At 65.2% G+C, this 14509-nt stretch carries 9 protein-coding genes and 3 rRNA genes; all 12 read right to left on the minus strand.

Annotated features, from left to right (window positions below; all coding sequences use genetic code 11):
• Positions 1-42: 42 nt before the first annotated feature.
• Positions 43-714 (minus strand): NUDIX domain-containing protein, encoded by a 672-nt coding sequence (locus ACR9E9_RS12125; protein WP_435198780.1) that lies wholly within the window; start codon positions 712-714, stop codon positions 43-45.
• 1 nt (position 715) lies between these two features.
• Positions 716-2428, minus strand: a complete 1713-nt coding sequence (locus ACR9E9_RS12130) for a CTP synthase (RefSeq protein WP_435198782.1) — start codon at positions 2426-2428, stop codon at positions 716-718.
• A gap of 39 nt (positions 2429-2467) precedes the next feature.
• Positions 2468-4234 (minus strand): DNA repair protein RecN, encoded by a 1767-nt coding sequence (gene recN, locus ACR9E9_RS12135; RefSeq protein WP_435198784.1) that lies wholly within the window; start codon positions 4232-4234, stop codon positions 2468-2470.
• Between the two features lie 3 nt (positions 4235-4237).
• On the minus strand, positions 4238-5155 hold the full coding sequence (locus ACR9E9_RS12140; protein WP_435198786.1) for an NAD kinase: 918 nt from the start codon (positions 5153-5155) through the stop codon (positions 4238-4240).
• Entirely contained in the window at positions 5152-5958 is an 807-nt protein-coding gene (locus tag ACR9E9_RS12145) for a TlyA family RNA methyltransferase (protein WP_435198788.1), read from the minus strand. Before ACR9E9_RS12145 ends, ACR9E9_RS12140 begins: the two co-directional genes overlap by 4 nt.
• Positions 5959-6114, minus strand: coding sequence for a hypothetical protein (locus ACR9E9_RS12150; RefSeq protein WP_435198790.1), 156 nt, complete (start codon positions 6112-6114; stop codon positions 5959-5961).
• Positions 6115-6133: 19 nt separating this feature from the next.
• A complete protein-coding gene (locus tag ACR9E9_RS12155) occupies positions 6134-6574 on the minus strand; it encodes a hypothetical protein (protein WP_435198792.1) in 441 nt (146 codons plus the stop codon).
• A gap of 29 nt (positions 6575-6603) precedes the next feature.
• On the minus strand, positions 6604-7581 hold the full coding sequence (locus ACR9E9_RS12160; RefSeq protein WP_435198794.1) for an HAD-IIA family hydrolase: 978 nt from the start codon (positions 7579-7581) through the stop codon (positions 6604-6606).
• Positions 7578-8300: a tetratricopeptide repeat protein gene (locus ACR9E9_RS12165; RefSeq protein ID WP_435198796.1), complete on the minus strand. Its 723-nt coding sequence runs from the start codon at positions 8298-8300 to the stop codon at positions 7578-7580. Before ACR9E9_RS12165 ends, ACR9E9_RS12160 begins: the two co-directional genes overlap by 4 nt.
• Before the next feature lie 304 nt (positions 8301-8604).
• Positions 8605-8721 (minus strand): 5S ribosomal RNA (gene rrf, locus ACR9E9_RS12170).
• A 107-nt stretch (positions 8722-8828) separates the two neighbouring features.
• Positions 8829-11953 (minus strand): 23S ribosomal RNA (locus ACR9E9_RS12175).
• A gap of 425 nt (positions 11954-12378) precedes the next feature.
• Positions 12379-13901 (minus strand): 16S ribosomal RNA (locus tag ACR9E9_RS12180).
• Together the 16S, 23S and 5S rRNA genes form the textbook arrangement of a ribosomal RNA operon.
• Positions 13902-14509: the final 608 nt, after the last annotated feature.

Here is a 14509-nt window from a genome sequence, read left to right on the forward strand (position 1 = left end):
CGTTGGGGGGCGGTCGGCGCGGCATGCCCGACCCGGGCCATCTTACGAAGGTGGGCCGGTCGCGGCGAACCCGATACCTCGACGTCCGGGGTGCTGCGGCCAAGGGATGTCCGCCGGGCGGAGGGAGGTCCAGCCGCCGTCGCGCATCCGCTGGCCCGCCAGTGCCGCGATGACCAGGGTCGAGTTGTGCAGGTCCCCGGCAAGGATGGCCTCGACGATCTCGTCGAGCGCGGCGCTGCGCTTGACCAGGTGAGCTTCCTCCCCTTCGCGCTCGTGGCGCTCCGCCTCCGGCACCGGGCTCAGGCCGCGGGCGAGGTAGATCCGCAGCGCCTCGTTCATCCCGCCCGGCGAGCTGAAGTAGTCGAGGAGCACCGCCCAGTGCTCGGCGACGAGATCCGCCTCCTCGGCGAGCTCACGCTGCGCCGCCCTGAGCGGATCCTCACCGGTGACGTCGAGCAGACCCGCCGGGATCTCCCACTCGTGCGAGGAGATCGGGTGCCGGTACTGGCGGATGAGCACCACCTGGTCCTGCGCGTCGAGCGCGAGCACGGCAACCGCGCCCGGGTGGTCGATGATCTCGCGCACGAGTCGCTCGCCCTCGAGGTCGAAGGCCTCGCGTCGCACGTCCCAGATGACGCCGTCGAAGACGACCTCGCTCTCGGTGACCGGCGACGGCACGATCTCGTCGCGCAGGCGTCCCTCCTCGGCCGACACCTCAGGCCGTCGCGTCCGTGGTCACGGGCTCGATGCTCGGCTCGACCTCGACGAGACGGGAGTCGCGCTGCGCCTGGACGGCCGCACCGATGAGCCCGACGAAGAGCGGATGCGCCTTGTCGGGGCGCGACTTGAACTCGGGGTGGGCCTGGGTGGACACGTAGTAGGGGTGGACGTCGCGGGGCAGCTCGACGAACTCGACGAGCCCGAGCTGCGGGTGCGTCCCGCTGACGACGAGGCCGGCCTGCTCGAGCTCGGCCCGGTAGGCGTTGTTCACCTCGTAGCGGTGCCGATGACGTTCGGTGACCGTGGTCGCGTCGTAGGCCTGCGCGGTGACCGAACCCTCGAGGAGGTCTGCCGGGTAGGCGCCCAGTCGCATCGTGCCGCCGAGGTCCCCGGAGCCGTCGACGACGGACTTCTGCTCCTCCATGGTCGCGATGACCGGTGCGGTCGACGCGGGGTCGAACTCGGTGGAGCTCGCCCCCTCGATCCCCGCGACGCTCCGGGCGTACTCGATGACCATGCACTGCAGGCCGAGGCAGATCCCCAGCGTGGGGACCTGGTGCTCGCGGGCCCAGCGCAGCGCCCCGAGCTTGCCCTCGATCCCCCGGACGCCGAAGCCTCCGGGAACGAGGACCGCGTCCACGCCGCCGAGCGCTCTGGCCGCCCCGGCGTCCGTGTCGCAGTCGTCCGAGGGCACCCAACGGATGCGCACCTTGGCGTCGTTGTGGAAACCACCGGCACGCAGCGCCTCGGTCACCGACAGGTAGGCGTCCGGCAGGTCGATGTACTTCCCGACGAGCGCGACCTCGACCTCGTGCCGCGGCTGGTGCACCCGGCGCAGCAGGGTGTCCCAGCTGTCCCAGTCCACATCGGTGAAGTTCAGGCCGAGACGCCGGATGACGAAGGTGTCGAGGTGCTCGCGGTGCAGCACCTTGGGGATGTCGTAGATGCTCGGCGCGTCGACGCACGCGGCGACGCCGTCCTTGTCCACGTCGCAGCTCATCGAGATCTTGCGCTTGATGTCGGCGGGGATGTCACGGTCGGCGCGCAGGACCAGAGCGTCCGGCTGGATGCCGACCTGTCGCAGCGCAGCGACGGAGTGCTGGGTCGGCTTGGTCTTCATCTCACCGCTCGGGGCGATGTACGGCACGAGCGAGACGTGGAGGAAGAAGCAGTTGTCCCGGCCCAGCTCGTGGCGTACCTGCCGCGCGGCCTCGAGGAAGGGCAACGACTCGATGTCACCGACGGTGCCACCGATCTCGGTGATGATGATGTCGGGCGCGGCGGAGTCCTCGACGCCGGGACTACCGGCCGCGGGGGCGCGCATCCGCGAGGTGATCTCGTTGGTGATGTGCGGGATGACCTGGACGGTGTCGCCGAGGTACTCGCCCTTGCGCTCGCGCGCGATGACGCGGCTGTAGACCTGACCGGTGGTCACGTTGGCAGAGCCGTCGTGGTTGGTGTCGAGGAAGCGCTCGTAGTGCCCGATGTCCAGATCGGTCTCGGCCCCGTCCTCGGTGACGAAGACCTCCCCGTGCTGGAAGGGGTTCATCGTCCCCGGGTCGACGTTGAGGTAGGGATCGAGCTTCTGCATCGTCACCTTCAGGCCTCTGGCCCGCAGGAGATGCCCGAGGCTCGATGCCGTCAGACCCTTGCCGAGTGAGGAGACAACTCCTCCGGTCACGAAGATGTGTTTCGTCAGTGCCACCACGGGCTTTCACTTTACGTCACATATCGGGTTCGGCGTACCTCAGGGTCCCTCGGACTGCCGCGGGCCCTGATTCGCGCCCGCGCGGCACTGGTCGAGCAGCTCGCGGGCGTGGGTGAGTCCGACCTGCGTGTCGCCGCCGCCCATCATCCGCGAGATCTCGCCGAGGCGGTCCTCCCCCTCGACGACGCGCACATCGCTCGAGGTCACCTGCTCGTCGTGGCTCTTGCGCACGACGAGGTGCCGGTCGGCGTGTGCGGCGACCTGCGCGAGGTGGGTCACGACGATGACCTGACTCGTGCGGGCCAGGGCCGCGAGACGCGCCCCGACGTCGAGACCGGCCCGCCCGCCGACCCCGGCGTCGACCTCGTCGAAGACGAAGGTGGGCACCTGCGCGCGGCCGGACCCGGCCGTGGCCACCTCGATCGCCAGCATGATCCGGGACAGCTCACCACCGGAGGCGGCCTTGGTCACCGAGCGCGGTGCACTCCCCCGGTTGGCGGCGACCCGGATCTCCACGGCGTCGGCGCCATCGGCGGAGATCCGCCGATCGCCATCAGGTCCCGGCAGCCGGGGGCCTGCGTCGTCGGCGCGCGGCTCCACGGCGACCTCGACGCGCGCCTTGTCCATACCCAGCTGGGCGAGCTCTCCCTCGACGGAGGAGGCGAGCTGTGCTGCGGCAACGGTCCGGGCGGCGGTGAGGCGGCTCACCGCCGCGGACAGTGCCCCGGCGACCTCGTCGACGCGGGCGGTGAGCGCCTCGATGCGCTCGTCGGCGCCCTCGAGGGTCAGCAGCCGCTGTCGTGCGGTGTCCCGGTGCTCCAGGACAGCGTTGATGTCATCGCCGTAGCGCCGGGTGAGGTCGGTCAGGGCCGCACGTCGCTGCTCGACGACCGAGAGCCGGGCAGGGTCAGCTTCGATGTCGGCCGCGTATCCGGAGAGCTCACCGGCGAGGTCCGAGGCGAGGATGCCCACCTCCGACAGCCGGCGGTGGAGATCGTCCAGCCGCGGGTCGTGCTCGGTGAGCCGCCTCAGCTCGTCACCGGCCCGGGCGATGCGTCCGACGGCGTCGTCCCCGGCGAAGTTGTCCGGATCGGACAGCAGCCGGTGGGCGGCGTCCGCTCCGGTGCGCAGGTCCTCCGCGTGGCCGAGCAGCTCGGACTCCCGGGAGAGCTCCACGTCCTCTCCCGGCTGGGGGTCGACGGTGTCGATCTGCTCGAGCTGGTGGGTGAGCAGCTCGAGCTCCTGCAACCGGGTCCGTTCGCCGTCGACGAGGTGGGCGAGCTCGCCCTTCGCCTCCTGCCAGGCGGCGAAGAGCTGCGCGACCTCGCCGGCCGGTCTGGCCACCGACTCGTCACCGAAGGAGTCGAGCAGCGCCCGGTGCTGTGCCGGGCGGCGCAGGCGCCACTGGTCGGCCTGGCCGTGGACGGCGACGAGGTCCTCGGCGAGGTCGTTGAGTGTCGAGATCGGCGCCCGGCGTCCTCCGACGTGGGCACGGGAGCGTCCCGCGGCGGAGACGGTCCGAGCGAGGATGAGCTCCGGTTCGTCACTGACGGCTCCGGCCTCCGCGGCCCGCTCCCGCGCCGGGTGGCCCGGCGCCAGCTCGAGCTCCGCCTCGACGACCGCCTCGTCACGGCCGGCACGCACGAGGCCGGGGTCCGCCCGGCCGCCGAGAACCAGCCCGAGACCGGTGACGACCATCGTCTTGCCTGCGCCGGTCTCGCCGGTGACGACCGTCAGACCGGGGTCCAGCGGCAGGGTGGCGTCCTCGATGACCCCCAGGTCACGGATGTGCAGCTCGCGCAGCATGCGTCAGGCTCCCGGCTCTCCCTGTCGACGGCCACGCCAGCCGTGGACGGACAGGTCGAACTTCGCGACGAGACGGTCGGTGAAGGGCGAGGAGTTCAGCCGAGCGAGGCGCACCGGCTCAGCCGAGCGACTGACCTCGATGCGAGAGCCGGGCGGCAGGTCGACGGCGCGGCGACCGTCGCACCACAGGACCCCGTGGCCCTCGGTGCCGGGCACGAGGTCCACCGCGAGGTCCGAGGTCGGTGCGACGACCAGCGGGCGCGCGAAGAGCGCGTGCGCGCTGATCGGCACGACGAGCATCGCCTCGACCCCGGGCCAGACGACCGGCCCCCCGGCGGAGAAGGCGTACGCGGTGGATCCGGTCGGCGTCGCCATGACGACGCCGTCGCAGCCCCACGTCGAGAGCGGGCGGCCGTCGATCTCGGCCGTGAGCACGAGCATCCTCTCGCGGGAGGCCTTCTCGACGGTGACCTCGTTCAGCGCCCAGCTGCGCGCGATCTCGCGGCCGTCCAGGGTGGCGACGACATCGAGTGCCATCCGCTCCTCGACGCTGTAGGAGCGGCTGACGATGTGCTCCACCGTCGCGTCGACGTCCTCGCGCTCGACCTCGGCGAGGAAGCCGACATGACCGAGGTTGACCCCGAGCACCGGGACCCTCGAGCCGCGCGCCAGCTCGGCGCCTCGCAGGATCGTGCCGTCCCCACCGAGGACGACGATGAGCTCGGCGCCATCAGCCACGTCCTCACCCTCGTGGACGAGAGCGACCGGGCACCGGCCGAGGATGGTGTCGGCGACCTCACCGTCGGGGACGCGGACGCGGACCCCCGCCTCGGTGAGACGCTCGGCCACCCTGGTGGCCACCTCGAGCGCCTCCGGCCGTCCGGGGTGCGTCAAGAGGAGCACATGTCGGTCCTCGCTCATACTTCCTCCTGCACCAGGTCGCGGATCATCACCTGCTGAGCCTGCCACGTCATCCCGACACCAGTGCGTCGGGTCAGGTGGACGAGGTACTCGTGGTTGCCCCCTCCCCCGAGGACGGGGCTCGCGGCCAGTCCGGCCACGAAGAGCCCGGCATCCCGTGCGGCGCCGAGCACCGACCCGATGGCCTCCACCCGCGCCTGCGCAGAGGTGACCACGCCTCGACGCCCCAGCCGTCCTCGGCCCACCTCGAACTGCGGCTTGATGAGCAGGACCGCCTCACCGTCCTCGGTGAGCAGTCCGGCGATCTCCGCCAGGACGAGGCGAAGGGAGATGAAGCTCAGGTCCCCGACGGTCAGGTCGACCGGCCCGCCCAGGTCGGCCGGCCCCAGGCCCCGGATGGTCGTCCCGCTGCGGTCCTGGACCCGGGGATCCGCCGCGATCTCCGGGGCGAGCTGGTCGTGCCCCACGTCGAGGGCGATGACGTGCTCGGCACCGCGCTCCAGGAGGACCTGGGTGAAGCCTCCCGTGCACGCACCGATGTCCAGGCACCGCCGTCCGCGCACGTCGAGGGGGAAGGCGTCGAAGGCACCGACGAGCTTGCCCGCGGCCCGACCGACCCAGTGGTCGGCGTCTGCGACGACGACGATCTCGTCCTCGGCAGCGACCCGGAAGGAGGGCTTGGTCGCGAGGCGGTCGCCCACCGTCACCGAACCGGCTGCGATCAGCTCAGCGGCCCGGGTGCGACTGCGGGCCAGACCACGTCCCACGAGGGCGACGTCGAGCCGAGTGGTCCCGGGCGCCACTCAGGTCCCGAGGTCGGACAATCGCGAGGTCAACGTCGCGTGCACCGCCTCGCCCGTCGCCACGGTGGCGTCGAGGTCAGCGGGGTCGATCGCGGCGAGGTCCCGCAGTGCGGCGTCGACGACGAGGTCGCCGGTCTCGGGGGCAGTGGTCCGCACCCTTTCTGGCTGCATCTCCTCAGGCATCGGGCAGCACGGGCAGGGTCGGGGCCTCGGCAGCGACCGTCTTCTTCGCGGGCGAGGACTTCTTGGCCGTGGACTTCTTCGCGGGCGAACTCTTCTTCGCCGTGGACTTCTTCGCAGGCGAACTCTTCTTCGCCGCGGACTTCTTCGCAGGCGAACTCTTCTTCGCCGCGGACTTCTTCGCGGGCGAACTCTTCGTGGTCGCTGGCTTCTTGGCCGCCGGGCTCTTGCGGGCCCGCAGGGTGGCGCTCAGGGCGTCGAGGTCGGCCTGCTCCTCGTGGGGCCACACCGGCTCCGTCCGGGCCGGCTCGCGCACGGACGGGACCGCGCTGGCCACCAGCAGGGTGTCGGCCAGTTTGACGACGTCGAGCGCCCGGTCGAGCGTCGCCTCGGTCAGCTTCAGGCCCAGGTGGATGGCTCCGCGTAGTGGGTCCACGTCACTCCTCGTATCGACTGCTTCCCACGCTACCTGTTGACCAGGAGGGCGCGAGCCCTCCCGGACGTGATCCGGCGCGCGTCCACCGCGTCCCACAGGGCATCGAGCGCGGCCCGGGTCGCGTCGACCCCGTGCCCCTCGACCTCGAGGGCCTCGCCACACCGGGCCCGTGCCGCGCCCCGGACGAACCAGTCACCCTCCATCACCTGCTGCGGATAGGGCTCGCAGAGCCCTCGCAGGTCGGTGAGGACGTGGGTCGGTCGGCGCTCGGGAGGTGCGGCCGCAGCGTCCGCGGGACCGTGCACACCGGTGAGGACGAGCACGGCCGCCATCCCGGCGGCCAGGGCACCGGCGATGTCCGTCTCCAGGCGGTCCCCCACCGCAACCGTGCGCGCCGCCCGGGCGCCGGCCGCCTGTGCGGCCAGCCGATACATCGGAGGGTGAGGCTTCCCGATGACCTCGGGCTCGACGTCGACCGCGAGCCGTACCGCGGCCACGAGCGCCCCGTTGCCGGGAACGGGTCCCTCCTCGGTGGGCAGGGTGAGGTCGTCGTTGGTCGCAACCCAGCGCGCACCAGAGCGAACCGCCACCGCCGCGGCCCCCAGGTCGGCTGCCGTCACGCCCGGCCCGTAGCCCTGGAGCACCGCGACGACCTCCCCTTCGTCCCCCGGCCGACGAGGCTGCAGGCCCACTGAGCGAAGGGAGGCGGCCACCCCCTCGCCTCCGATGGCGAGGACCGGCGCGCCACGGGACACGGTGGACGCGAGCTCCCGGGCTGCCGCCAGCGAGGAGGTGAGCACGACGTCGTCGCTGGTGACGATGCCGAACGATCGCAGCCGCTCCCCCACCTCGCCCGTCGTACGTGAGGCGTTGTTCGTCGCGTAGACGACGGGCACGGTCAGGGCGTTGAGCGAGTCCACCGCGTGATCCACGGCCACGGGCCCGGTGTAGACGACCCCATCGAGGTCACAGATGACCGCATCGAAGCCATCACCGAGAGCGCTCACTCCCGGGGCTCCTCCTCGTTCATCTCCTCGACGTACACACCGTCCAGCTCCTCGACCCGCTCGACGGCGTCGGTCTCGCCATCCTGATCGGCCACCGCCGCCTGGGCGAACCAGGACCGCGCGTCGTCCTCGCGGCCCACCTCGAGGAGTGCGTCCGCGTAGGCGTACCAGACCCGTGCCGCCCAGGGCTTGTTCTTCACCTTCTCGACCTGCCCCTGCAGGGCCAGGACAGCGGACTGCGGCTGACCCATGTCACGGCGGATACCGCTACCGACGATGAGCAGCTCGATCTGCTCCTCCTGGCCGAGCGACCGCGCCTCGGTGGAGCCGAGGAGCTCAAGGGCCCGTGCCGGGCGCCCGAGGCCACGCTCGCAGTCGACCATCAGCGGCAGGAGGTGCGAGGACCCGCTCAGGCGGCGCACCGTGCGGAACTCGGTCAGGGCCCGGGCGAAGTCACCCATCCGGTAGGCGACGAAGCCCAGGGCCTCGCGAGCCGCAGGTACCCGGCCGGCGCGGCGGACAGCAGTTTCCGCGTGTGCCAGGGCGCCGTCGACGTCCTCGGCCTCGAGAAGGGCGGCCACCATGACCAGGTGCTGGGCCACCCCGTCCGCGTTCTCCTTGCTCAGCGTCCGCAGCTGCTGGCGCACGCCCCGATCCAGCTCGGCGCCCGTGACCTCGGGGGAGATCGCCGGCTCCGGCTTGCGCCCCTCCTTGGGCACGAGGCGTGACCCGCCGCGGTCATCTCCCTCGCGCTGGCCTCCCCCGCGTTCGGGGCGCGTGTCGGGACCACGACGTGGGGCCCCTCGGTCATCGCGGCCCCGCTGGGGCCCGCCTTGTCCACGGTCGCCGTCGCGACGGCCCCGCCCGGGTCCACTTGACCTCTGGTCCACTGGCAACTCCCTCTCTGTGACCTGGCTACCCACGTGTGGCATCAACACTCCCCTGCAGTGCCCACACATGCAAGAAACGCCCCGTCGATCTCGTCATCAGACGACACCGATCAGGGCGTTCCTTGGAATGTTTGTCCGGCTGCGTCCTACTCTCCCACACCGTCTCCAGTGCAGTACCATCGGCGCTGAAAGGCTTAGCTTCCGGGTTCGGAATGGGACCGGGCGTTTCCCTTTCGCTGTGACAGCCGTAACTCTATGGAAATACGTGGAACCACCCTGTGTGGGAGGTGTGACCGTATCTCGGGAACTGCACAGTGGACGCGAACATTACTTTTTTTACGCAACAAGTGTTGTGTGTGTATCAAGTCATCGGCTTATTAGTACCAGTCAGCTCCATGCATTGCTGCACTTCCACGTCTGGCCTATCAACCCAGTAGTCTACTGGGAGCCTCTCGAACCGTAGTTCATGGAAACCTCATCTTGAGACATGCTTCCCGCTTAGATGCTTTCAGCGGTTATCACTCCCGAACGTAGCCAATGAGCGGTGCCCTTGGCAGGACAACTCACACACCAGAGGTTCGTCCAACCCGGTCCTCTCGTACTAGGGTCAGCCTCTCTCAAGTTTCCTACGCGCACAGCGGATAGGGACCGAACTGTCTCACGACGTTCTAAACCCAGCTCGCGTGCCGCTTTAATGGGCGAACAGCCCAACCCTTGGGAGATACTCCACCCCCAGGATGCGACGAGCCGACATCGAGGTGCCAAACCATCCCGTCGATATGGACTCTTGGGGAAGATCAGCCTGTTATCCCCGGGGTACCTTTTATCCGTTGAGCGACGGCGCTTCCACAAGCCACCGTCGGGTCACTAGTTCCGACTTTCGTCCCTGCTTGACATGTCTGTCTCGCAGTCAAGCTCCCTTGTGCACTTGCACTCGCCACCTGATTGCCAACCAGGCTGAGGGAACCTTTGAGCGCCTCCGTTACATTTTAGGAGGCAACCGCCCCAGTTAAACTACCCACCAGGCAATGTCCCTGATCCGGATCACGGACCGAGGTTAGATAACCAGAACGACCAGAGTGGTATTTCAACGATGACTCCACACACACTAGCGTGCATGCTTCATAGTCTCCCACCTATCCTACACAAGCCGTCCCGATCACCAATACCAAGCTATAGTGAAGGTCCCGGGGTCTTTCCGTCCTGCTGCGCGTAACGAGCATCTTTACTCGTAATGCAATTTCGCCGAGTTCGTGGTTGAGACAGTGGAGAAGTCGTTACGCCATTCGTGCAGGTCGGAACTTACCCGACAAGGAATTTCGCTACCTTAGGATGGTTATAGTTACCACCGCCGTTTACTGGGGCTTAAATTCTCAGCTTCGCTCCCACAAGGGGAACTAACCGGTCCTCTTAACCTTCCAGCACCGGGCAGGCGTCAGTCCGTATACATCGTCTTGCGACTTCGCACGGACCTGTGTTTTTAGTAAACAGTCGCTTCTCCCTGGTCTCTGCGGCCCTTTCCCCTAGCTCGTGAAGAGCTTCAGGGTCCAGGCCCCCCTTCTCCCGAAGTTACGGGGGCATTTTGCCGAATTCCTTAACCACGATTCACTCGATCGCCTTAGTATTCTCTACTTAACCACCTGAGTCGGTTTGGGGTACGGGCGGCTAGAACCTCGCTAGAGGATTTTCTCGACAGCATAGGATCACCCTACTTCCCGCAAAAGCGGTCACCATCAGGTCTCAGGATTGATGCCAGGCGGATTTACCTACCTGACTCCCTACACCCTTGGACGTGGACAACCATCGCCACGCGGAGGCTACCTTCCTGTGTCTCCCCATCGCTTGACTACTACCAGATCGGGTCACGCGTTCCGCTCACCAGTGAGATCCGAAGACCTCTGCGGTGAGTTTCAGGCGTTTAGCATCACTAGATTCATCATGGGCGGTTCTTCGCCGGTTCCGGAATATCAACCGGATGTCCATCGACTACGCCTGTCGGCCTCGCCTTAGGTCCCGACTTACCCAGGGCAGATTAGCTTGACCCTGGAACCCTTGGTTATTCGGCGGACGGGTTTCTCGCCCGTCTTTCGCTACTCATGCCTGCATTCTCACTCGTGTGGCATCCACGGCTGGATCACTCCGCCGCTTCGCTCGCCACACGACGCTCCCCTACCCATCAACACGCCTGGACACCACCCCCGAAAGGATGATGCCGAGCAATAATGCTAATGCCACAGCTTCGGTGGTGTGCTTGAGCCCCGCTACATTGTCGGCGCGGAATCACTTGACCAGTGAGCTATTACGCACTCTTTAAAGGGTGGCTGCTTCTAAGCCAACCTCCTGGTTGTCACGGCAACTCCACATCCTTTTCCACTTAGCACACGCTTAGGGACCTTAGCTGGTGATCTGGGCTGTTTCCCTCTCGACCACGGAGCTTATCCCCCGCAGTCTCACTGCCACGCTCTCACTTACCGGCATTCGGAGTTTGGTTAACGTCAGTAACCTGGTGAGGCCCATCAGCTATCCAGTAGCTCTACCTCCGGTAAGAAACACGTGACGCTGCACCTAAATGCATTTCGGGGAGAACCAGCTATCACGGAGTTTGATTGGCCTTTCACCCCTACCCACAGCTCATCCCCTCAGTTTTCAACCTAAGTGGGTTCGGTCCTCCACGACGTCTTACCGTCGCTTCAACCTGGCCATGGGTAGATCACTCCGCTTCGGGTCTAGACCCAGCGACTCATTCGCCCTATTCGGACTCGCTTTCGCTACGGCTTCCCCACACGGGTTAACCTTGCCACTGAGCACTAACTCGCAGGCTCATTCTTCAAAAGGCACGCCGTCACCCCACAAGGAGGCTCCGACGGATTGTAGGCACACGGTTTCAGGATCTATTTCACTCCCCTCCCGGGGTACTTTTCACCTTTCCCTCACGGTACTTGTCCGCTATCGGTCACCAGGGAATATTTAGGCTTAGCGGGTGGTCCCGCCAGATTCACACGGGATTTCTCGAGCCCCGTGCTACTTGGGAACACTCATCTGAAGTCCATGCCATTTCGTCTACGGGGGTCGCACCCTCTGTGCCGAGCCATTCAAGACTCTTCGACTATGACGCAGATTTTTTACTCCAGCCCGGAATGTCAGTCCCGGGACAAAGGTCCCACAACACCGATCATGCAACGCCTGACAGCTATCACACACAACCGGTTTGGCCTCATCCGATTTCGCTCGCCACTACTCACGGAATCACAATTGTTTTCTCTTCCTGTGGGTACTGAGATGTTTCACTTCCCCACGTTCCCTCTACCCGGCCTATATATTCAGCCGGGAGTGACTGGACTTGCCTCCAGCCGGGTTTCCCCATTCGGAAATCCTCGGATCACAGTCTGGTTATCGACTCCCCGAGGCTTATCGCAGATTCCTACGTCCTTCTTCGGTTCCTGGTGCCAAGGCATCCACCGTGCGCCCTTAAAAACTTGAGCCACAAAGATGCTCGCGTCCACTGTGTAGTTCTCAACATACGGGCAGCACCCCACCCTCACGCCAGCGCCTACCAACACCCCCCACAACACGGGAGACACCAGCGGTTCACCAACCAGGCAGGGCCCACAACCAACACCCACCACGCATCACGGCGCGGCCGGCTCTCGTTGGCCATCAGGAACAAGCAAACGCCTGAACCCTCAGGACCCAACAACGTGTCAAACACCCCCACACACCCACCAGCAGCTTTCCACCACAACCCCCCAACAAAGGAAGGAGCAGGTACTCACACGCTCATGACCACGCGAGAATGTCAAATAATCGATGTTCCACCCAGAGCACCCAGCTGCCGAACATTCGCCGACAAAACCAGGCCACGACCAACCACCATCACAGCAGCCGGCCGATATTTAAAGCTCCTTAGAAAGGAGGTGATCCAGCCGCACCTTCCGGTACGGCTACCTTGTTACGACTTAGTCCCAATCGCCAGTCCCACCTTCGACGGCTCCCCCCACAAGGGTTGGGCCACCGGCTTCGGGTGTTACCGACTTTCGTGACTTGACGGGCGGTGTGTACAAGGCCCGGGAACGTATTCACCGCAGCGTTGCTGATCTGCGATTACTAGCGACTCCGACTTCATGGGGTCGAGTTGCAGACCCCAATCCGAACTGAGACCGGTTTTTTGGGATTCGCTCCACCTTGCGGTTTCGCAGCCCATTGTACCGGCCATTGTAGCATGCGTGAAGCCCAAGACATAAGGGGCATGATGATTTGACGTCATCCCCACCTTCCTCCGAGTTGACCCCGGCAGTCTTCCATGAGTCCCCACCATTACGTGCTGGCAACATAGAACGAGGGTTGCGCTCGTTGCGGGACTTAACCCAACATCTCACGACACGAGCTGACGACAACCATGCACCACCTGTATACCGACCAAAAAGGGGCACCCATCTCTGAGTGTTTCCGGTATATGTCAAGCCTTGGTAAGGTTCTTCGCGTTGCATCGAATTAATCCGCATGCTCCGCCGCTTGTGCGGGCCCCCGTCAATTCCTTTGAGTTTTAGCCTTGCGGCCGTACTCCCCAGGCGGGGCGCTTAATGCGTTAGCTGCGGCACGGACCTCGTGGAATGAGGCCCACACCTAGCGCCCAACGTTTACGGCATGGACTACCAGGGTATCTAATCCTGTTCGCTCCCCATGCTTTCGCTTCTCAGCGTCAGTAATGGCCCAGAGACCTGCCTTCGCCATCGGTGTTCCTCCTGATATCTGCGCATTTCACCGCTACACCAGGAATTCCAGTCTCCCCTACCATACTCTAGTCTGCCCGTACCCACTGCAAGTCCGGGGTTGAGCCCCGGATTTTCACAGCAGACGCGACAAACCGCCTACAAGCTCTTTACGCCCAATAATTCCGGACAACGCTCGCACCCTACGTATTACCGCGGCTGCTGGCACGTAGTTAGCCGGTGCTTCTTCTGCAGGTACCGTCACTTTCGCTTCTTCCCTGCTGAAAGAGGTTTACAACCCGAAGGCCGTCATCCCTCACGCGGCGTCGCTGCATCAGGCTTTCGCCCATTGTGCAATATTCCCCACTGCTGCCTCCCGTAGGAGTCTGGGCCGTGTCTCAGTCCCAGTGTGGCCGGTCGCCCTCTCAGGCCGGCTACCCGTCGTCGCCTTGGTGAGCCATTACCTCACCAACAAGCTGATAGGCCGCGAGCCCATCCCAAACCGAAAAACTTTCCAGACGGTAACCAGGCGGTTCCATCTCGTATCCAGTATTAGACACCGTTTCCAGTGCTTATTCCGGAGTCTGGGGCAGGTTGCTCACGTGTTACTCACCCGTTCGCCACTGATCCACTCCAGCAAGCTGGAGCTTCACCGTTCGACTTGCATGTGTTAAGCACGCCGCCAGCGTTCGTCCTGAGCCAGGATCAAACTCTCCGTTGATGATAAAAACCCCCAACACACACACCACACGAAGCAGTGCACGCATCAGAAGCCAATCAATAACCCAACAAAGGGTGTAAGAATCCCGGCTGAGCAAGAACAACCAGCGTTAAAAAATCGCTGTTTGAATCTCAATCAACCAAAGAAATAATGCGCCCTCCAACCAACCACACCCAGCCCACTAAAGGACCAGACACAATCAGCCAAAAGACACGAGGTATTGGCATCGATCATTGACACGCTGTTGAGTTCTCAAGATTCACACGCACACCCCACACCACCCACCAACCAGGCGAACCGCACAAGGGGCAACTTCTCAAACTTACTACTGTGATCGCTACAGCGTCAAACTCGCTGATCCGTGCTCCTGCTGGAGCGAATCGTGCGGACTGTCGTCTGCGGCGATCTCCCACTCTAGCAGCGGCGCTGCCGTGCTTCCAAGTCCGTTGTCCCGGTGCACGCGATGGTGCGGGGCACTCGCTCGGAGTGGGTGTCTGCTCGGCGGGACCGGCCTACTTGGTGCAACCCGGCAAGGGCTGCCACGTGGTGTCCGTTCCTCCCTCTCGGGCTGACGTGATGAACACTAGAACACCGATCGTCGTGGCACC

It is taken from the genome of Janibacter sp. GS2 (genome assembly GCF_051200835.1).
Classification (GTDB): domain Bacteria; phylum Actinomycetota; class Actinomycetes; order Actinomycetales; family Dermatophilaceae; genus Janibacter.

Excerpts from the sequence above, each read along its gene's own strand:
- recN (WP_435198784.1), bottom strand. The coding sequence starts at position 4,234 with ATGCTGCGCGAGCTGCACATCCGTGACCTGGGGGTCATCGAGGACGCC.
- ACR9E9_RS12140 (WP_435198786.1), bottom strand. The coding sequence starts at position 5,155 with ATGAGCGAGGACCGACATGTGCTCCTCTTGACGCACCCCGGACGGCCG.